Origin of the sequence: Rhodovulum sp. DZ06 (assembly GCF_050586345.1) — a bacterium.
GTDB lineage: Bacteria > Pseudomonadota > Alphaproteobacteria > Rhodobacterales > Rhodobacteraceae > JBOCEF01.
Genome location: NZ_JBOCEF010000015.1, coordinates 70,578 through 88,559, shown reverse-complemented (window position 1 = coordinate 88,559; position 17,982 = coordinate 70,578). Strand labels below are relative to the sequence as shown.

At 73.5% G+C, this 17,982-nt stretch carries 16 protein-coding genes; 7 read left to right on the top strand and 9 right to left on the bottom strand.

All coding sequences use genetic code 11. The features are described 5' to 3' along the window. Window positions 1-136 precede the first annotated feature (136 nt). A complete protein-coding gene (locus ACQ5SO_RS09160) occupies window positions 137-622 on the top strand; it encodes an Lrp/AsnC family transcriptional regulator (protein WP_430941290.1) in 486 nt (161 codons plus the stop codon). 7 nt (window positions 623-629) lie between these two features. On the opposite strand, the gene ACQ5SO_RS09155 is transcribed toward ACQ5SO_RS09160, so the two are convergent. Both ACQ5SO_RS09155 and ACQ5SO_RS09150 read right to left on the bottom strand, forming a co-directional pair. After that, window positions 630-965 carry an AzlD domain-containing protein gene (locus ACQ5SO_RS09155; RefSeq protein ID WP_430941289.1) on the bottom strand — a complete coding sequence of 112 codons (336 nt, stop codon included), beginning with the start codon at window positions 963-965 and terminating at the stop codon, window positions 630-632. Beyond that, complete coding sequence (locus tag ACQ5SO_RS09150; RefSeq protein ID WP_430941288.1) at window positions 962-1,717, bottom strand: AzlC family ABC transporter permease; 756 nt, start codon at window positions 1,715-1,717, stop codon at window positions 962-964. The genes ACQ5SO_RS09155 and ACQ5SO_RS09150 overlap by 4 nt, the downstream gene beginning before the upstream one ends. Window positions 1,718-2,166: 449 nt before the next feature. On the opposite strand from ACQ5SO_RS09150, the gene ACQ5SO_RS09145 reads away from it, so the two are divergent. Beyond that, a complete protein-coding gene (locus ACQ5SO_RS09145) occupies window positions 2,167-3,348 on the top strand; it encodes an MFS transporter (RefSeq protein WP_430941287.1) in 1,182 nt (393 codons plus the stop codon). A gap of 78 nt (window positions 3,349-3,426) precedes the next feature. Here ACQ5SO_RS09145 and ACQ5SO_RS09140 read toward each other — a convergent pair whose 3' ends face one another. The 3 genes from ACQ5SO_RS09140 to ACQ5SO_RS09130 form a co-directional block, all read right to left on the bottom strand. Further along, complete coding sequence (locus tag ACQ5SO_RS09140; RefSeq protein ID WP_430941286.1) at window positions 3,427-4,728, bottom strand: hypothetical protein; 1,302 nt, start codon at window positions 4,726-4,728, stop codon at window positions 3,427-3,429. 357 nt (window positions 4,729-5,085) lie between these two features. Then, a complete protein-coding gene (gene greA / locus ACQ5SO_RS09135) occupies window positions 5,086-5,556 on the bottom strand; it encodes a transcription elongation factor GreA (RefSeq protein ID WP_430941285.1) in 471 nt (156 codons plus the stop codon). Window positions 5,557-5,901: 345 nt separating this feature from the next. Beyond that, the gene (locus tag ACQ5SO_RS09130; protein WP_430941284.1) at window positions 5,902-6,534 is read right to left on the bottom strand and encodes a thymidine kinase; all 633 of its coding nucleotides are present in this window, start codon (window positions 6,532-6,534) and stop codon (window positions 5,902-5,904) included. A gap of 199 nt (window positions 6,535-6,733) precedes the next feature. Here ACQ5SO_RS09130 and ACQ5SO_RS09125 point away from each other — a divergent pair, with 199 nt between their 5' ends. The 4 genes from ACQ5SO_RS09125 (at window position 6,734) to ACQ5SO_RS09110 (ending at window position 12,671) form a co-directional block, all read left to right on the top strand. Continuing rightward, a complete protein-coding gene (locus ACQ5SO_RS09125) occupies window positions 6,734-9,019 on the top strand; it encodes an adenosylcobalamin-dependent ribonucleoside-diphosphate reductase (RefSeq protein ID WP_430941283.1) in 2,286 nt (761 codons plus the stop codon). 724 nt (window positions 9,020-9,743) lie between these two features. Then, the gene (locus ACQ5SO_RS09120; protein WP_430941282.1) at window positions 9,744-10,853 is read left to right on the top strand and encodes an SPFH domain-containing protein; all 1,110 of its coding nucleotides are present in this window, start codon (window positions 9,744-9,746) and stop codon (window positions 10,851-10,853) included. Further along, window positions 10,853-11,347 (top strand): NfeD family protein, encoded by a 495-nt coding sequence (locus ACQ5SO_RS09115; RefSeq protein WP_430941281.1) that lies wholly within the window; start codon window positions 10,853-10,855, stop codon window positions 11,345-11,347. The genes ACQ5SO_RS09120 and ACQ5SO_RS09115 overlap by 1 nt, the downstream gene beginning before the upstream one ends. Before the next feature lie 181 nt (window positions 11,348-11,528). Then, window positions 11,529-12,671, top strand: coding sequence for a LysM peptidoglycan-binding domain-containing protein (locus ACQ5SO_RS09110; protein WP_430941280.1), 1,143 nt, complete (start codon window positions 11,529-11,531; stop codon window positions 12,669-12,671). Window positions 12,672-12,771: 100 nt separating this feature from the next. Here ACQ5SO_RS09110 and ACQ5SO_RS09105 read toward each other — a convergent pair whose 3' ends face one another. Continuing rightward, on the bottom strand, window positions 12,772-13,347 hold the full coding sequence (locus ACQ5SO_RS09105; protein WP_430941279.1) for a gamma-glutamylcyclotransferase: 576 nt from the start codon (window positions 13,345-13,347) through the stop codon (window positions 12,772-12,774). A gap of 292 nt (window positions 13,348-13,639) precedes the next feature. On the opposite strand from ACQ5SO_RS09105, the gene ACQ5SO_RS09100 reads away from it, so the two are divergent. Continuing rightward, window positions 13,640-14,692 carry a DUF2125 domain-containing protein gene (locus tag ACQ5SO_RS09100; protein WP_430941278.1) on the top strand — a complete coding sequence of 351 codons (1,053 nt, stop codon included), beginning with the start codon at window positions 13,640-13,642 and terminating at the stop codon, window positions 14,690-14,692. Window positions 14,693-14,925: 233 nt separating this feature from the next. Here the strand turns inward: ACQ5SO_RS09100 and ACQ5SO_RS09095 are convergent, their stop codons facing one another. The 3 genes from ACQ5SO_RS09095 to ACQ5SO_RS09085 form a co-directional block, all read right to left on the bottom strand. Next, window positions 14,926-15,882 carry a prephenate/arogenate dehydrogenase family protein gene (locus tag ACQ5SO_RS09095; protein ID WP_430941277.1) on the bottom strand — a complete coding sequence of 319 codons (957 nt, stop codon included), beginning with the start codon at window positions 15,880-15,882 and terminating at the stop codon, window positions 14,926-14,928. Next, on the bottom strand, window positions 15,882-16,985 hold the full coding sequence (hisC, locus tag ACQ5SO_RS09090; RefSeq protein ID WP_430941276.1) for a histidinol-phosphate transaminase: 1,104 nt from the start codon (window positions 16,983-16,985) through the stop codon (window positions 15,882-15,884). Before hisC ends, ACQ5SO_RS09095 begins: the two co-directional genes overlap by 1 nt. A 212-nt stretch (window positions 16,986-17,197) precedes the next feature. Further along, on the bottom strand, window positions 17,198-17,860 hold the full coding sequence (locus tag ACQ5SO_RS09085) for a hypothetical protein (RefSeq protein WP_430941275.1): 663 nt from the start codon (window positions 17,858-17,860) through the stop codon (window positions 17,198-17,200). Window positions 17,861-17,982 lie beyond the last annotated feature (122 nt).

The window sequence follows — 17,982 nt, the reverse complement described above, 5'->3', positions numbered from 1 at the left end:
ACAACCTGTCCAAGGAAGGCTACGCCGTCTCGCTGCAAAGCGACGGCGACGAGGCGCTGATCTCGGTCGAGGAGGAGCTCCCACCCGCATCCGGTTGCGCTTGGCGGGAGCCGGGGCTCGCAATATGCTGCGGCGTATGAGCGCCCAGATCGAACAATCTCCCGAACTCGACCGTATCGACCGCGCGATCCTGCGCGTGTTGCAGCAGGAAGGGCGGCTCTCCAACGCCGACCTCGCCGCACGGGTGCACCTGTCGCCCTCGGCCTGCCACCGCCGCGTCGCGCGGCTGGAGGCGAAGGGCGTGATCCGCGGATATGCCGCCCTCGTGGCGCCGCGGGCGCTGGGGCGCGGCTCGACCGTGTTCGTGGAGATCACCCTCGCGGGCCAGAGCACCGAGGCGCTGGAGGCCTTCGAGGCCGCCGCCGCCGCCCTGCCGGACGTGATGGAGTGCCACCTGATGGCGGGCGCCGCGGATTACCTCTTGAAGGTCGTCACCCGCGGGGCCGACGACTTCGCCCGCATCCACCGCGAACAACTCTCGAGCCTGCCGGGCGTCGCGCGGATGCAGAGCAGCTTCTCGCTGAAGGAAGTGTCTCGCCGATCCGCCCTGCCGGTGGACTGAGGCGCCCTCAGATCCCCAGCGCCGTCGCGCTCCAGATCACCGCCATGCCGACCACGATGGCGGCGATGGCGTTGCGGGTGACGGCGCCGACGGCCAGCGCGGCGAAGGCGGCGGCGACGCGCACCGGGTCGGGCTCGCCCCCCGTCGCCTTGGGCCAGGCCACCATCGGCGCCACCAGCGCCGGGATCACCGTCACCGGCACATAGCGCAGCAGCCGCGTCGCCCAGTCCGGCAGCGTCCGCCCGCCAAGCGCCCCGATGAAGGACCAGCGCACCAGGAACGTGCCCAGCCCCAGCGACAGGATCGCCGCCCAGAGCGTCGCGTCGGAAACCCCGCCATTCATGCGCCCGTCTCCTCGGCCTGGCCGGCGGGGGGAAAGCCCGCCCGCGCCCGCAGCGCGTCCATCCGCAGCTCGGTGAAGGCGCCGACGCCCATCCCGACCAGCGCCGCGACGATCAGGCCCGCATTGTAGGGCAGCCCCGCCAGCAGCAGCGCGATCACGATCGCGACGCCCGCCGCCAGCAGGTTCGGCAGCCCGCGCAGCATCGGCGCCGCCACCGCGCAGAAACAGATCGGCACCGCGAAATCGAGCGACCAGGACGCCGGGATCGCCGCCCCGATCTCGATCCCCAGCCAGGTCGCCACGTACCAGAACGGGCAGACCGGCGCGGCGACGCCGAAGTAATAGGCCAGCTTCTCGGGCCCCGTCATCTCCGGCCGCTCGGTGAAGCGGCGGATCGAGACCGCGTAGACCTGGTCGACCAGGAAATAGGCCGCGACGGCGCGCGCCCAGCCCGGCGCCTTGCCGATATGCGGCGCCATCGAGGCCGAGTACATCGCCATGCGCATGTTCACCACCAGCCCCGTCAGCACCGCGATGAAGGCGGGCGCGCCCTGCTGCAGAAGCTCCAGCGTCGCGAACTGAGAGGCCCCGGCGATCACCAGCGCCGACATGGTCATCGTCTCGACGATGTCGAGCCCGGCCTCGGTCGCCACCACGCCGAACAACATGCCGAAGGGGAACACCACCAGCAGGAAGGGGGCGCCGTGCGAGGCCCCTTTCAGGAAGGCGGCGCGGGTCTGGTCGGCGGGCATGGGATCTCCGTGTTGCAGGGACGGCGCGGGGCGGGAAGCGCGGACCATAGCACCGCCGCGCATTGCTGCACACGCGAAGGATTTTGGCCGCGCGCATCACGAGCCTTGATCGCGCCCGCCTCCCGCCGCGCCGATCGTGTCGCGCCTCCCGCCGCGCCGCGCCGCGTCCGGCGCCCCGATCATGTCGCGCCGCTCCCGCCGCGCCGCTCCCGCCGCCCGGGCCGCCCGGCGCCCGGGGAGGGATGAGCCGCGCGGCGCCCGGCCCTGCGCGCGGGGCGGGTTTTCGGACCCGCAAAGCGGTGTTATGGCGAAACCATCTCCGCCTTTCCCCCCGAAGGATCCGCCATGCCCCGCCGCGCCCCAAGCCGCCTGCCGTCGCGCCCCCGCTGCACCGGCCCCGGCCATGCGCCGCGCGCGGGCCGCGCCGGGCGCCGCGCGGAGGCCGGCGCATGAGCGCCCCGCGCCCCGCCATCCTCTCCGCCCCCGGGCTGCAGACCGCGGTCCTTTACGCCGCCACCTTCGCGGCGATGGGGGTGTTCCTGCCGTTCTGGCCGCTCTGGCTGGCCGACAAGGGCCTGTCGGACGCCGAGATCGGCGCCTATTCCGCCGCCGGGATGGCGGCGCGGGTGGCGGCGGGGATCTTCGTGCCCGCGCTGGCCGACCGGCTCGACGCGCGCCGGGCGGTGCTGCTGGCGCTGGGGCTCACCGGGGCGGCGGCGACGCTGGCGCACCCGCTGGCGCCCATCGGGCCGTGGCTGCTGCTGGCGACGCTGGTGGTCTCGGGGGCGTTCTCGGGGATGATCCCGCTCGGCGACGCGCTGGGGGCGGCGGCGGCGCGGGTTTACGGCTTCGGCTATGCCCAGGCCCGCAGCGCGGGCTCGCTCGCCTTCCTGCTGGTCAGCCTCGCGATGGGATCGCTGGTCGCCTGGGTCGGGATCGGCATCGCCGTCCCGGTCATGGCCGGGTTCTTCGCCGCCGCCGCCCTCTCGGGCTACACCCATCCCGGCGGCGGGCGCGCCAAGGCGCTGGTGCGCCCGAGCAAGGCCGATTTCACCCGCCTCATCACCTCGCGCAGCTTCCTGGTGTTCACCGCCGCCATCGGCTTCGCCCAGTCCTCCCACGCGGTCTATTACGCCTACAGCTCGGTCCACTGGCGCGCGCTGGGGCTGGGGGACGGAGAGATCGGCGCCCTCTGGGCCTTCGGCGTGGCGGTCGAGGTCGCGCTGATGCTGCTCTGGGGCGGCAAGCTGGTGGCCAAGTTCGGCCCGGCGGGGACCATCGCGCTCTCGGGTCTCGCCGGGACCCTGCGGTGGAGCGCCATGGCGCTGGACCCGGTCGGCCCCGCGCTCTGGGCCCTGCAGGGCTTGCACGCGGTCAGCTTCGCGGCGGGGCATCTCGGGGCCATCGCCTTCATCCAGGCCGCGGCGCCCGAGCGACTGGCCGCGGCGGCGCAGGGCCTCTACGGCGCCGCGGGGCAGGGGCTGCTGGTGGCGGGCTCCATGGCGCTGGCGGCGATGATCTACCCGGTGGCGGGGGGGATGACCTACCTGATGGCGGCGGCGATGGCGGCGGTGGGCTGCGGCTTCGCGCTGGCGCTGCGCACCCGCTGGCATGGCGGGCCGATCGCCTGAAGACCCGCCCCGCGGGATGAGAAAAGGGGCGGCCCCGGCGGGCCGCCCCTTTTTTGCGTCACGCCCTTGCGGCGCGCCTCAGTCGAACGCCCCCAGCGCGCGGGCCGAGAGCATGTAGGCCCGCCCGGTGCGTGTATCCGCGATACGCGGCATCTGGGCGGCGCCGTCGGGTTCCTCCGCCACCCGGCGCAGCAGCGCCTCGTAGCGGCGCATCAGGTGCTGGGCGGTGTCGCGGAAGATCGAGTCGTGGCGCGACAGGGCCCGCACCGTGTCCACCGCCTCGGCGTCCTGCACCCCGCCGATGGCCGAGGCCTGCGGCCCGCGCGCGCCCGCGGTGAAGGCGGCCCAGTCCTCGGGCGCCGCCGGGACCACCGACAGGTCCTCCATGTAGACATTGTGCTGGGCGAGCTGCGTCAGCGCGTCCTCGGCCGCCTGCAAGAGGTCCGAGACCAGCGGGTCGCGCACGGCCTTCTCCAGCGCCGCGAAGCCCTCGCGGTCATCGGCGTCGCGCGGGAAGTCGAGCGCGCGCGCAAGGCTGTCCCAGTCGGCGCCGTCCTCGGGGGCGGTTTCCTCCTCGATCGCCCCGGGCGGGGGGGCGAGGTCCGAAAGCTGCATCGTCGTGGTCAGCGCGGATTCCGGCGCCTCGGTCTCGGTCGGGCGCGCAGCGGGGCGCGGGGCAGGGGCCGCCGGGGCAGGGGCCGGGGCGGCGGGCGCCGCGTCGAAGGGCAGGCCGGGTTCGGCGTCGGTCGCGGCCCCCGGAGCAGGGTCGACCCGCGGCGCTTCCGGCGCGGGGGTCGGCGCGGGGCCGGAGATGCGCGCGGCCGGGGCCTCGGCGAAGCCCGGGGCCGGTTCGGGGCGCGGCGCGGGCGTGATCCCGGGCGCGGGTTCGCGGGCCGGTTCGGGCGCGGGCGCGTCCGCCTCCATCGCGGCGGGCGCGGCGCCCTCGGCCAGGCTCTCGACCCGGGCCAGCAGGCGGCTGCGCTCGGCCGCCGCGGCGTCGAGCCGGGCCGACAGCGCGGCCTCCGTCTCCTGCCGCGCGGCGCGTTCTTCGGCGAGGGCGGCGCGCACGGCCTCCTGCACCGCGCGGCCGATCTTCGCGGGATCGGCCTGCGGGGCCTCGGCGCGCGGCAGGGCCGGGGAAGCCGGGGCGGCGCGGCGGGCGAAGAGGGCGACGGCGGCGACGAGCGCGGGCGGCGCGGTGACGGCGAGCGCGAGGGCCGCCGCCTCGGAGGGGGCGAGCGCGACGCCCGCGCTCAGCAGCCCGTAGCCGATGGCGCCTTCCGCGATCAGCCAACCGGCGGCGAGCCCCGCCGCGGCGCCTGCGCCGGGTCCTTGCGGGGCGGGCGTGCCGCCGGGGGCGCGTCGATCATCCTGGGTCATGCGCGATCCGCTTCGTTCGCCTTGGGGCCGGGGCCTTCGGGGCCGGGCCCTGGCCCGGGCCGCCCGGCGCGGGCGGCCCATGGCCGGGTCGCCCCAAAGGGGCGCGTGAGGTGTCGCCCCAAAGGGGCGCGTGAGGTTTCGCCCCAAAGGGGCGCGTGAGGTGTCGCCCCAAAGGGGCGCGTGAGGTGTCGCCCCAAAGGGGCGCGTATGCTGTCGCCCCAAGGGGGCGCGTAACAGGTCGCCCCGGAAGGGCGCCTGGAAGCCGTCCCAAGGGGGCGCGGGGGCGCGCCCCGAAAGCCGCGCGCCGGGCGCCGCCCCATGGGCCGACTGGGGGGCGCCGCGGCGCCCCCGCCCGGGTCAGACGAAGCGGACCTCGAGCACCTCGTAGGACTTGCCGCCGCCGGGGGTCATCACCTCGACGCTGTCGCCCTCTTCCTTGCCGATCAGGGCGCGGGCGAGGGGGGACTTGAGGTTGAGCTTGCCATTGGCGATGTCGGCCTCGACCTCGCCCACGATCTGGTAGGTCTTCTCTTCGTCCGTGTCCTCGTCCACCAGCTTGACGGTGGCGCCGAACTTGATCGACCCGGACATCTTCGACGGGTCGATCACCTCGGCCCGCGAGATCAGGCCCTCGAGCTCCTGGATCCGGCCCTCGATATGGGACTGCTGCTCGCGCGCGGCGTGGTATTCCGCGTTCTCGGACAGGTCGCCATGCTCGCGCGCTTCCGCGATCGCGGCGATCACCGCCGGGCGCTTCTCGGTCTTGAGAGTCTTCAGCTCCCGGTCCAGCGCGGCGAATCCGTTCGCCGTCATGGGCACTTTTTCCATGCCTGCGCTTCCTCGTTCTCTTGCGCGCCGCCCGGGGCCCTTGCCTGGCCGTCGGGCGCGCGATTTTCATATTCCGCCGCGCCGCCGGGGCCCGTGTCGCCCGCCCCGGTCCGGGATGACCCGGAGCGGCGCGAGGGGCCCGAGGCGCCGGGCCGCTTCGCGGGGGCGCGGGGCCCGCAAAACGACCGGCAGCCGCGCATGGAGCGCGGCTGCCGTCCTCGTAGGGAAAAACGATAGGCGCCGTGGGGCGGGGTTGCAAGGGGTGGAAAGCGCCGCCGGGGCGGGGTTTTCGTTAACGATGCGTGCAGGATGCCGCCGCCGCCCGGCCGGCGGGCGCCGGCGGGCTCAGCGATCCACCTTCACGGGCGCCGGGACCGGCGCGCCGGTCTCCAGCGCCGTGCGCCAGTGGGACCGGCACAGCGCCACGTACCGCTCGTTGCCGCCGACCTCGACCTGGGCGCCCTCGGCCATCGCCCGCCCCTCGGCGTCCAGCCGCGCGACCATGGTCGCGTTGCGCCCGCAATGGCAGATCGTGCGCGCCTCGCGCAGCGAATCCGCGATCGCCATCAGCGCGGCCGAGCCGGGGAACAGCTCGCCCCGGAAATCCGTGCGCAGCCCGTAGCACATCACCGGCAGCCCGAGGTCATCCGCCGCCCGCGCCAGCTGCCAGACCTGGGCGGGGCTGAGGAACTGCGCCTCGTCCACCAGCACGCAGGCGAGGTCGGGACCGTCGGCCGCCGCCGCCTCCGCCTGCCGCGCCCGCAGGCGCTCGAACAGATCGTCCCCGTCGGCATACAGCTCGGCCCGGTCGGCGATGCCGATGCGCGACGCGATGGTCCCGGCCCCCGCGCGGTCGTCCAGCGCGGCGGTCAGCAGCAAGGTGCCCATGCCCCGCTCGCGGTAGTTGTAGGACGCCTGCAGCAGCAGCGTCGACTTGCCCGCGTTCATCGAGGAGTAGGTGAAATAAAGCTTGGCCATGGCGCCGGGTGATAGCGCCATCGGCCGCGGATGGCGAGGGGGCCGCGCCCGTGCCCGGCGCCCGTCTCAAGGATTTCGCAACTTTTCGACGCTTTGTCCGGGACGGGCCCGCCGGCCGGGCGCGTTGACCGCCCCGGCGCGGGGGCCTACCTCTGGACCCACGCAAGCCGTTGCGGTCCGCCAGCCCCGGAGGCGCAGGATGTACACGTTCGCCGCCCCGATCTCCGCGCAGATCTGGGACATGAAATACCGCCTCAAGGACGCCTCGGGCGCGCCGCTGGACGCGGCGGTCGAGGACACCTGGTCCCGCGTCGCCCATGCGCTGGCGGCCGAGGAGGCGGAGCCGGACCTCTGGGCCCCCCGCTTCCAGGCGGCGCTGCACGATTTCAAGGTGATCCCGGCGGGGCGGATCCTGGCCGGGGCGGGCACGGACCGCTCGGTCACCCTGTTCAACTGCTTCGTGATGGGGACCATCCCCGACAGCATGCCGGGCATCTTCGACGCGCTGAAGGAAGCGGCGCTGACGCTGCAGCAGGGCGGCGGCATCGGCTATGACTTCTCGACCATCCGGCCGAAGGGCGCGCAGGTCGACGGGGTGGCCGCCGACGCCGCCGGGCCGATCCCCTTCATGGATGTGTGGGATTCGATGTGCCGCACGATCATGTCCGCGGGCGCCCGGCGCGGCGCGATGATGGCGACGCTGCGCTGCGATCACCCGGATATCGAGGATTTCGTCGAGGCCAAGCGCGACCCGGCCCGCCTGCGCAACTTCAACCTCTCGGTCCTGGTCACCGACCCGTTCATGGCGGCGGTCGAGGCGGATTCCGACTGGCCGCTGGTCTTCGGGGGCCGCACCTTCCGGACCATCCGCGCCCGCGCCCTGTGGGACCGGATCATGCAGGCCACCTACGACGTGGCCGAGCCGGGGGTGATCTTCATCGACCGGATCAACCGCCTCAACAACCTGAACTACGCCGAGACCATCTCCGCCACCAATCCCTGCGGCGAGCAGCCCCTGCCGCCCTATGGCGCGTGCCTGCTCGGCTCGGTCAACCTCGCCGCGCTGGTCAACGACCCGTTCGGGCCCGCCGCCGCGCTGGACGAGGGCGAGCTGGAGCGTCTCACCCGCCTCGCCGTGCGCATGCTGGACGACGTGGTCGACGCCTCGCGCTTCCCGTTGCCGCAGCAGGAGGCGGAGGCGCGGGCCAAGCGGCGCATCGGCCTCGGGGTCACCGGCCTCGCCGATGCGCTGGCGATGACCGGGCTGCGCTACGGGGCCGAGGACGCGGCCGAGGCGACGGCGCGCTGGCTGAAATGCCTCGCCCGCGCGGCCTATCTCGAAAGCGCCGCGCTGGCGGCCGAGAAGGGCGCCTTCCCCCTCTGCGACCGCGAGGCGCTGGCGGCGGGCGACATGGCGACCCGGCTCGGCCCCGAGGTGCAGGCGGCGATCCGCGCCCACGGGCTGCGCAACGCGCTGCTGACCTCCATCGCGCCCACGGGGACCATCTCCCTGCTCGCGGGCAACGTGTCCTCGGGGATCGAGCCGATCTTCGCCCTCTCGTACCGCCGCACGGTGATCCAGCGCGACGGCTCGAAGAAGACGGAAGAGGTGGTCGACCACGCCGTCCAGGTCTGGCGCGACCGCTTCGGCGACGCGCCGCTGCCGGACCACGTGGTCGACGCCCAGTCCCTGGCCCCGGAAGAGCACGTGCGGATGCAGGCCGCGGCCCAGGCCTGGGTCGACAGCTCGATCTCCAAGACCATCAACCTGCCCGAGGACATCTCCTTCGCGGAGTTCAAACAGGTCTACCGGATGGCCTGGGACCAGGGCTGCAAGGGCTGCACGACCTACCGGCCCAACGCGGTGACGGGCTCGGTGCTCGAAGCCGCCGCGCCGCCCGCCCCGCAGGCGCAGCCGAAGCCCCCCGCCCCGGCGCCCATCGACGGCGACTGGTCCGAGCACCCCATGAGCCGTCCCGGAGAGCTTCCGGGCATGACCTACAAGATCAAGTGGCCGGAATCCGAGCACGCGATCTACATCACCGTCAACGACGTGGAGGAGGGCGGCCGCCGCCGCCCGTTCGAGGTGTTCATCAACTCCAAGAACATGGAGCACTACGCCTGGACCGTGGCCCTGACCCGGATGATCTCGGCCGTGTTCCGCCGCGGCGGCGACGTGTCCTTCGTGGTCGAGGAGCTCAAGGCCGTGTTCGACCCGCGCGGCGGCGCCTGGATGCAGGGGCGCTACGTGCCCTCGATCCTCGCCGCCATCGGCGAGACGATCGAGACGCACATGATCTCCATCGGCTTCATCGACGGGACCGCCCGCGGCGCCCTCGCCCCCGGGGCGGCCGAAACGGCGCCCGAAAGGGGGGCGGACAGCCCGCCGCGCGGCCCGGCCTGCCCCAATTGCGGCAGATACGCGATGCGCAAGGTGGAAGGCTGCCTCACCTGTCAGGAATGCGGACACTCCAAATGCGGCTGATCCGAATCATATTTCGCCACGAAAATCTGTGAAACCCATGATTCGTCTCCGAAGCCGCCACAAATCCGCGGCGACAGGATGCAAATGCAACCTGAGCGCGAGCAATGGGCGCCGCATTTGACCCGTTGGTCGCAAAATGCCGTACCCGATTTACAAAAACTGCTGTTTTCCTTTTCAGGAGGTTCACGCGACGTGCAGGTTGTCTTCAGCCGCCACGGCGGCTTGAGCGTAGATGAGTGCAGCGTCAGCAGTATCCCGAGCGTTTTGCGGGAAACGCCCCCAGGGCCCCCAGGCCTGACGGGCGGAAAGTCGAAGGTTGCGTTTGCGTGGACCCGCAAGGGGACGCCGCGTCGGGTCGAGGGGGATCCGACGAGCATCCACAGACGATTGGCGGCCGCGTCCAGCGTATCCGGGCGGGGTCCGAGCCATGAACGTCGTCCGGACAGGCGACGTGGAGCGCGGCGGTGCAGGGGGGACCTGCCGCCGCGCTTTTTTCTTGCCCGCCGCCCGCCGCGCCGTTCCCGGCCCGCCCCACGCCGCGCCGATCCTCCCCAGTCCGGCGCCCGGCCCTCCGCCCGCTCTCAAGTGTTGCGCAAATCCCGCTGCGGCCGCGCGCGCGCCCGCGCCCGCGCGCGCGGCTCTCGACGTCGTGAGGCGCCGTAACCATTTGTGATCCATTCGGCGGAACGCCTTCCTTTTCTCCGCCCTGCCTTGGGAGAGGCCCATGGACATGTTGGACACCGCGCTCCTGTTCGATTCCGGCGCCGCGATCGCCCTCGTGATCTTCGCGATCATCTTCACCCTGCTCTCGGTCAAATCGGTGCCGCAGGGCGAGGAATGGACCGTCGAACGCTTCGGGCGCTTCGTGCGCACCCTCCATCCCGGCCTCAATTTCGTGATCCCGGTGATGGACCGCGTCGGCCGCCGCCTGAACATGATGGAGACCGTGCTCGACATCGACGAGCAGGAGGTGATCACCCGCGACAACGTGCAGGTGCGCGCCGACGCCGTCGCCTTCTACCAGGTGGTCGACAGCGCCGCCGCGGCCTACGAGGTGCGCGACCTCACGCGCGCGCTCAACAACCTCGCCATGACCAACATCCGCACCGTGATCGGCGCCATGGACCTCGACGAGGTGCTCTCCAACCGCGACGCCATCAACGGCAAGCTGCTCGGGGTGATCGACGACGCCTCCAACCCCTGGGGCGTGAAGGTCACGCGGGTCGAGATCAAGGACCTCGCGCCGCCCAACGACATCATCCAGTCCATGGCCCGCCAGATGAAGGCCGAGCGCGACAAGCGCGCCGAGATCCTGACCGCCGAGGGCCGCAAGCAGGCCGCGATCCTCGATGCCGAGGGCGAGAAGGAGGCCCAGATCCGCGAGGCGGAGGGCCGCCGCCAGGCCGCGTTCCTGGACGCCGAGGCGCGCGAGCGGTCGGCCGAGGCCGAGGCGCGGGCGACCGAGATGGTCAGCCGCGCCATCGCCGAGGGCGACATCCAGGCGGTGAACTACTTCGTCGCCCAACGCTATACCGAGGCGCTGCAGGGCATCGGCTCCTCGCCCAGCTCCAAGACCGTGCTGATGCCGCTCGAGGCGTCGAACCTGATCGGCGCCGTGGCCGGCATCGCCGAGATCGCCCGCGCGGCGGGCGACACGCGGCCCCGCGGCGGCGGCAATGGCGGCGGGACCGGCGGCGGCTCGGGCGCCCCGGGCGGCTCCGGCTCCGGCTCCGGCGGCTCCGCCCCCGGCGGCGACGGGCCCTCGGCCCCGGTCCAGCCCTGGGGCGGGGCGGCGTCGCTGGTCGACGCGCTCAAGCCCGAGGGGGACCGCTGATGGACCTGCCGATCCTCTCCTTCCTCGACGGCGCCTCGCCCTGGCTCTGGGCGGTGCTCGCCATCGTGCTGGCGGCGGCCGAACTGGCGGTGACGGGCTTCGTGCTGATGTGGTTCGCGCTGGCCGCCGCCGCGGTGGCCGTCGCGCTGCTGGTCGTCCCGGGGCTGAGCGGGGCGTGGCAGCTCGCCATCTTCGCCGCGGTCTCGGTCGCGACCGTGCTGGCCGCGCGCGGCCCGGTGATGCGGGCCCTGACCGGCGCGACGCCGCGCCCGGGCCTGAACAACCGCGCCGCGCGGCTGGTGGGGCGCACCGCGCTGGTCACCCAGGACTTCGCCGCCGGGCAGGGGGCGGTGGAGATCGACGGCGTGCGCTGGAAGGCGCGGCTTGCGCCCGACGACGCCGCCGCCGCCGCGCCCGCCGCCGCCCCCGCCGCGGGGGCCGAGGTGGTGGTGCGCGGCCACGAGGGCGCCGCGCTGCTGGTCTCGGCCGCCTGAGCGGGCCGCCGCCGACCCTCCCCGCCGCCAGGCCGGGCGCCGCGGCCCGCCGCCACGCCGTGAAACGCCGCCTTCTCAAGCATTTGATAACGTGAGATGAAGAGTCTGGCGCATCGGCCACGCTTTGGCTACCGTTGCGCCATGATTTGCTTGGCGTGACGGGGCGAGTAGGAGGGGACGGATGCGCATCGGAGGGATCGCGGGGGCCGCGGCGGCCGCCGCAGCCATGCTGTTCGGCGCCGCAGGGGCGCAGGCGCAGACGCGCGCGCAGGACATCTCCTGCGGACAGACATACACCGTGCAGCGGGGCGACACGCTCGCCCTGATCGCCGAGCGCGCCTATGGCGCGACGAATTTCGAGCTGATCTACCTCGCCAACACCGAGGTGATCGGCCCCAACCCGAACCTGATCGAAGTGGGCATGCCGCTGCGCATCCCCTGCATCGGCGAGGCGCCCGGCGCCGCGGCGACCGCCCCCGCGGCGGCCGCGCCCGGCGCCCCTGGCGGCGCCCCGGTCGAGGCCCCGGTCGAAGCCCGCGTGCGCGCGCCCGAGCCGGTGCGCCCCGGCGCGACCGCGGATGTGCGCTTCATCGGCGTCGACGGCGCGGCGCCCTATTCCGACGGCGCGCTGCCCGGCGGCGGCGTCTTCGCCGAGATGATGCGCCTCGCGCTCGGCGCCTCGGGCCGTCCCGCGAGCCTCGAGATCGAATACGCCCCCGACTGGGCCGCGCAGCTGACCGCGCTGCTGCCCGGCGGCGGCTACGATGTCGGCTTCCCCTGGGTGCGCCCCGATTGCGGGCGCCCCGGCCTCGGGGCCGAAAGCCGCGCGCGCTGCCGCAGCTTCGACTTCTCCGAGCCGTTCTTCGAGGTGGTGCTGAGCTTCTACACCCTGCAGAACTCCGACTACATGGGCGCCGACAGCCACGACGCGCTCCAGGGCTCGCGCATCTGCCGCCCGGACGGGATGTTCGTCGGCGATCTCGAGGCCGAGGGCCTGGTGGAGCCGAACGTGTCCCTGGTCGCCCCGCCGACCGCGCGGGACTGTTTCCGCGCGCTGATGGCAGGCGAGGTGAACGTGGTCTCGGTCGACAGCGCCACGGCGGAGGAGACGCTGGCCGCGCTGCCGGGCGCCGCGCGCCGGGTGCGGGAGCTCGAGGGCCTCGCGACGCTGCGCACGCTGCACGCGGTCGCCCCGCGCGCCTCGGCCCAGGGGCGGCGCACGGTGGAGCGGCTGAACCAGGGCCTGCAGCGGATGCGCGCCTCGGGCGAGTGGTTCTCGGCGCTGCAGAAGCACCAGGCGGCCGCCGCCGCGGCGCGCAAGTGACGCGCCGGGGCTGACGCCCCCGAGGGGGAAGACCCCGAGCGATGCGAAAAGGCCCGGCGGCGACGCCGGGCCTTTTTCGTTGCGTCCCGGCGCTTGGGCCTCAGCCCGCCAGCTCGCGCACCCTTGCGTCCAGCGCCTCGAGCTCGGCGTCATGCACGCCCAGCTCGCGCAGATGCGCGGCGGTGTTGTGCAGGTACTCGGCGTTCGGTCCCGCGGGGCCATGGGCGCGGGCGATGATGTCGGCCTGCTCGGACAGCGGCAGGCGCACATAGGACGGGTGGGTGCGGTCGATGGCATAGGCGAGGCCGCGCACCCGCGTTCCGTCCTCCAGCACCAGTTCCGGCCAGCATTCGAGATAGGAGCGCGTGCCCATCTCCCGCTCGTGCAGGTAGTCGCGGGCGGCCTGGACATGTTCGGGCGGGACGCGGAAGGCGAGCCCCTCGCAGGCCATGTGCGGCGCGAAGTCGAGCGCGAGCACGAGGCCGGGGAAATCCGTAGTGCCGCGATAGCGGATCGAGCGCAGGCAGAAGGCGCGGCGCCAGCCGGGGGCGGCGGCGCGGCGGGTCTCGGCATGTTCGAAACCGGGCCGCCAGAGCAGCGAGCCATAGCCGAAGACCCAGAGGTCTCCGGTCGCGAGCGGTCCGGCGGGGGCCGGGCGGGGCAGGGGCGTGGTCATGGCCCGAGGGATAGCGCGCGGGCGCGCGGCTGGGAAGGGGCTCCGCCCCCGGGCGGCGGCGCGGGCGGTCCCGGCGCCGCGCCCGCCAGGCGGAGTGCGGCCGGCCTCGGGGGGGCGAGCCCCCCGCTCGGCGCGCCCGCGCCGCGCCGAGGCACGGGCGGCGAAGGGCGCGCGGCGGCGCGGCGGCCCCCGCTCGCCCGCCCGCGCCGGATCGCCCCCTCGCGCTTCCGGGCCGCGCCGTCCTATATCCCCTCTCAACCGTCGCCGCAGACAGCTCCCCGAAAGGCCGCCCATGTTCCGCTTGAATGGCATCGCCGCCCTCACCGGCCTCCTGGTCCTCGCCGCCGCCCTCTGGGGCGGATGGTGGTGGATCGCCGCCACCGCGCAGAAGGAAGGCGTGCTCGGCTGGCTTGAAAGCCGCCGCGCCGCGGGCTGGGCGGCCGAGGTGCAGGACGCTGCCGTCTCGGGCTTCCCGAACCGCGTGGACCTGTCGCTGGAGGAGCTGATCCTCTCGGACCCCGATGCGGGCTGGGCCTGGCAGGCGCCGCTGGTGCAGGTGCTGCAGCTCTCCTACCGCCCCGACCGGGCCATCGTCGCCTTCCCCGAGCGGCAGTCATTCGCCGCCCCCGGCGGGCGGGCGGAGCTGCGCTCGGAGCGGCTGCGCGCCTCGGTGGCCGTGGCGCCCGAGACCGCGCTGCGCCTGCGCCGCGCGGTGCTGGAGGGCGACGGGCTGAGCGTCGAGGGGGTGGCCGCCGGGGGCGCGGCGGCCTGGACGGTGGGCGCCGAGCGGATCCTGGCCGCGCTGCGCGAGGCCGAGACGCCGATGCCCTCGGACGGGCCGAACGCCTATGACCTCTCGGTCACCGCCAGCCAGGTGCGCCCGCCCGAGGCGCTGACCGGGCTGATGAACCTGGGCGAGGCGCTGCCGGACGTGGCGGCGGAGCTCTTGGTGGACGCGACGCTGGGCTTCGCGCAGCCGCTGGGCCTGCGCGCGGCCGAGGCGGGGGGCGCGCGGCTGACCTCGGTGCGCGTCCGGCCGTCGAAGCTGGCCTGGGGGCCGCTGTCGCTGCGCGTCGCCGGGGCGGTGGCGGTGGACGCCGCGGGCTATCCCGAGGGCGAGATGACGGTGCGGGCGGAGAACTGGCGCGCCGCGCTGAAGGCCGCGCAGGCGTCGGGCGCGCTCGACGCCAATACCGCCGAGGCGGTGCGCGGCGCGCTCGAGGTGCTGTCCTTCCTGTCGGGCAAGGGGAACGGGATCGAGGCGCCGCTGCGCTTCGCCGGCGGGCGGGTCTTCATCGGCCCGGCCCCGATCGGCCAGGCCCCTCGCCTGACCCTGCCGCGCTGAGCCGGGGCTCCCCGGTCTACAGGTGCGCCCCGTTCGAATGTCTCGCGCAACGGGCGCCACGCGCGCAACCTTCCGTATGCGGATGGAGGGGGTCGACGCACCGCGTCGACGGGGAGGAAGGCCTGCCGGCCTTCCTCCCCTGCGCCGCCCCTCGCTGCCGCCCGAAGCCGCGCGCCAACGCAAACGGGCCGCCCGATAGGGCGGCCCGCAGCATTTCAAACCCTCCGAAGCCGTCAGTCCCGGCGCACCGGCATGCGGCCGAAATCGGGAAGGTCGGTGTCCTGGCCCGCCTCGATGATCCCGCGGCGGATGGCGCGGGTGCGGGTGAAATAGTCGTGCAGCATGTTCCCGTCGCCGGTGCGGATCGCCCGCTGCAGGGCGAACAGCTCCTCGGTGAAGCGCCCGAGGATCTCCAGCGTCGCCTCCTTGTTGTTGAGGAACACGTCCCGCCACATCGTCGGATCCGACGCCGCGATGCGGGTGAAGTCGCGGAAACCCGCGGCCGAGTACTTGATGACCTCGGAATTCGTCACCCGCTGCAGGTCGTCCGCCACGCCCACCATCGTGTAGGCGATCAGGTGCGGCGTGTGCGAGGTGACGGCCAGCACCAGGTCGTGATGGTCCGGGTCCATCTCGTCGACATTGGCGCCCATGCCCTCCCAGAACTTGCGCAGCCGGGCGACCGCCGCGGGGTCGTTCCCCGGCAGCGGCGTCAGGATGCACCAGCGGTTGTCATAAAGCTCGGCGAAGCCCGCCTCGGGGCCCGAATGCTCGGTGCCCGCCAGCGGGTGCGCGGGGATGAACTGCACGCCCTGCGGCACGTGCGGGGCGGTGTGCGCGATGACCGAGCCCTTGGTGGAGCCGACGTCGGACAGGATCGCGCCGGGCTTCAGCGCGTCCGCGATCTCCTTCGTCACCGGGCCCATGGCGCCGACGGGCACGCAGAGAATGACCAGGTCCGCGCCCTCGACGGCGTCGGAGGCGAGGTCATGCACGCTGTCGAGAAAGCCGAGCTTCGCCGCCGTCTCGCGCGTCTCCGGGGACCGGGCGTAGCCGGCGACATGGCGCGCCAGGCCCGCGCGGCGGCAGGCATGGGCGATGGACGAGCCGATCAGGCCGAGGCCGATCAGCGCGATCCGGTCGAACAGCGGCGCGGCCCGGGCGGCCTGCGCGACGGGGTGGTCCTGCATCAGGCGCCCCCTTTCATGAACTCTTCGGCGGCGGCGGCGACGCGGCGGCAGCCCTCTTCGTCGCCCACGGTGATGCGGATGAAATCGGGCAGCTGGTAGCCGTCCACCCGCCGCAGGATCAGGCCGCGGGACTTGAAGAACTCATCCGCCGCCGCGGTGCGCTCGCGGCCCACGCGGGCGAGGATGAAGTTCCCCTCGGACGGAAGGCACGGCATCCCGATGGCGGCGAGCTTCTTCGACAGCCAGTCGCGCCACACCTCGTTGAGGGTCGCGCAACGCTCGCGCCACTCGGTGTCCCGGATGGCGGCGATGCCGGCCTTGATCGCCGGGTCGGTGACGTTGAACGGCCCGCGCACGCGGTTCAGCACCTCGGTCACGTGACCGGGCGCATAGCCCCAGCCGAGGCGCAGGGCGGCGAGGCCGTGGATCTTCGAGAAGGTGCGGGTCATCACCACGTTCTCGCGGCTCTCGACCAGCGCCTTGCCCGCGTCATAGCCCGGGCGGCGGACATATTCGGCATAGGCGCCGTCGAGGACCAGCAGCGCCTGCGGCGGGATGCCGTCGGCGAGGCGCGCGACTTCGGCGTCCGGGATGATGGTCCCGGTCGGGTTGTTGGGATTGGCGATGAAGACGAGCTTCGTGCGCTCGGTGCAGGCGGCCAGAAGGGCGTCCACGTCGGTGGTGTAGTCCGCCGTCTCGGGCGCCTCGACCGGCGTCGCGCCATTGGCGCGCGCGCTGATGCTGTACATCGAGAAGCCGTGCTTGGTGTGCAGCACCTCGTCGCCCGGCCCGGCATAGGCCTGGCAGAGGAAGGCGATGATCTCGTCCGACCCGGCGCCGCAGGTGATGAGGCTATGGTCCAGGCCCTCGACCTCGGCGATGGCGCGGCGCAGCTCCTCGTGCCCGCTGTCGGGGTAGCGGTGGAGGCTGTCCGCCGCGGCCTTGTACGCCGCGATGGCGCGGGGGGAGGGGCCGAGCGGGTTCTCGTTCGAGCTGAGCTTGAGGGGCGCGTTCACGCCCGGCGCCTTGGAGGCGCCGCCGACATAGAGCGAGATGCCCATGATGCCGGGCTGCGGGCGGATCGTCGGGTGCGGCTGGGACATGGGATCGGGTCCTGCGGGCTGCGCGCGGGGCGGAATGGCCCCGGCGGGCGGTTGTTTACCGCGCGCGCGGGGTTTGCGCCAGTGGGGCGGCATGTCCCTGCGGGATGACGAGAGAGGGGGAAGGGGACGCGTCCCCTTCCCCCTCTCTCGCGCTCTCTCCCCCATCCCCTCGCCCGGCGCCGTCGCGCGACGGGCGGGGGGAGGCGTCCGCGTCAGCGGCGGCGGCGGGCGCGCAGGCCGAGGGCGCCGAGGGCCAGCGCCAGCAGCCCGCCCGCGGCCGGGACCGGCACGTCCGAGGGGGCGGCGGCGGCGAAGCTGGTGGCCGTGGAATCGTAGACCGCGCTCGACAGGGTGACGAGCGAGGGCGACGCCTGCTGCGAGTCGTCATAGCGCCAGTAGGAGCGCCAGTTCACGCCGCTGGTGTAGGTCCACCAATAGGCCCGGTCGTCCAGCGTCATCGCCGGGTCCCAGTAGTCGATGAACTTGAAGCCGTAGCTCATCGTCGGGTTGGCGGCGGGGGCGAGGGGGTTCACGGTCAGCGAACCGGTCATCAGGTAGACATTGGCGTCGAAGTTGGAGGCCGGGTAGGGGCCGTACTGCTCGTGCCAGGTGATGAGGACGCCCGAGCCGCTGAAATAGGTGGCGTTGGAGGCGAGGCTGGCGGCATTGGTCCAGTAGCGGTCCACCAGGTCGGTCGCGGTGAACACGGTCGTGCCCGCGTCCGGCGTCGCGAAGCGCAGCGTGACCGACGCGCCGGGCGGCGAGGACTGGGCGGAATAGTAATCGGTGAAGGTGACTTCGAGCGTCGCGGCCCCGGCGGGGGCGGCGATGACTGCAGCGCCGAGGGCGGCGGCGCGCAGGGACGCGATACGCATGAGGATGCTCCTTGAGAAAATCGGACGCGGCAGGCGCGTCGTAAGGTTTCGTACAAGGAGACCCGATTTCTGTCTTGGTGAATATTCGCCGCGCCTTGCAATCTGTGGACGATCTCTTCGGC

Coding starts and splice junctions, on each gene's coding strand:
- ACQ5SO_RS09160 (WP_430941290.1), top strand. CDS start 137: ATGAGCGCCCAGATCGAACAATCTCCCGAACTCGACCGTATCGACCGC.
- ACQ5SO_RS09155 (WP_430941289.1), bottom strand. CDS start 965: ATGAATGGCGGGGTTTCCGACGCGACGCTCTGGGCGGCGATCCTGTCG.
- ACQ5SO_RS09150 (WP_430941288.1), bottom strand. CDS start 1,717: ATGCCCGCCGACCAGACCCGCGCCGCCTTCCTGAAAGGGGCCTCGCAC.
- ACQ5SO_RS09145 (WP_430941287.1), top strand. CDS start 2,167: ATGAGCGCCCCGCGCCCCGCCATCCTCTCCGCCCCCGGGCTGCAGACC.
- ACQ5SO_RS09140 (WP_430941286.1), bottom strand. CDS start 4,728: ATGACCCAGGATGATCGACGCGCCCCCGGCGGCACGCCCGCCCCGCAA.
- greA (WP_430941285.1), bottom strand. CDS start 5,556: ATGGAAAAAGTGCCCATGACGGCGAACGGATTCGCCGCGCTGGACCGG.
- ACQ5SO_RS09130 (WP_430941284.1), bottom strand. CDS start 6,534: ATGGCCAAGCTTTATTTCACCTACTCCTCGATGAACGCGGGCAAGTCG.
- ACQ5SO_RS09125 (WP_430941283.1), top strand. CDS start 6,734: ATGTACACGTTCGCCGCCCCGATCTCCGCGCAGATCTGGGACATGAAA.
- ACQ5SO_RS09120 (WP_430941282.1), top strand. CDS start 9,744: ATGGACATGTTGGACACCGCGCTCCTGTTCGATTCCGGCGCCGCGATC.
- ACQ5SO_RS09115 (WP_430941281.1), top strand. CDS start 10,853: ATGGACCTGCCGATCCTCTCCTTCCTCGACGGCGCCTCGCCCTGGCTC.
- ACQ5SO_RS09110 (WP_430941280.1), top strand. CDS start 11,529: ATGCGCATCGGAGGGATCGCGGGGGCCGCGGCGGCCGCCGCAGCCATG.
- ACQ5SO_RS09105 (WP_430941279.1), bottom strand. CDS start 13,347: ATGACCACGCCCCTGCCCCGCCCGGCCCCCGCCGGACCGCTCGCGACC.
- ACQ5SO_RS09100 (WP_430941278.1), top strand. CDS start 13,640: ATGTTCCGCTTGAATGGCATCGCCGCCCTCACCGGCCTCCTGGTCCTC.
- ACQ5SO_RS09095 (WP_430941277.1), bottom strand. CDS start 15,882: ATGCAGGACCACCCCGTCGCGCAGGCCGCCCGGGCCGCGCCGCTGTTC.
- hisC (WP_430941276.1), bottom strand. CDS start 16,985: ATGTCCCAGCCGCACCCGACGATCCGCCCGCAGCCCGGCATCATGGGC.
- ACQ5SO_RS09085 (WP_430941275.1), bottom strand. CDS start 17,860: ATGCGTATCGCGTCCCTGCGCGCCGCCGCCCTCGGCGCTGCAGTCATC.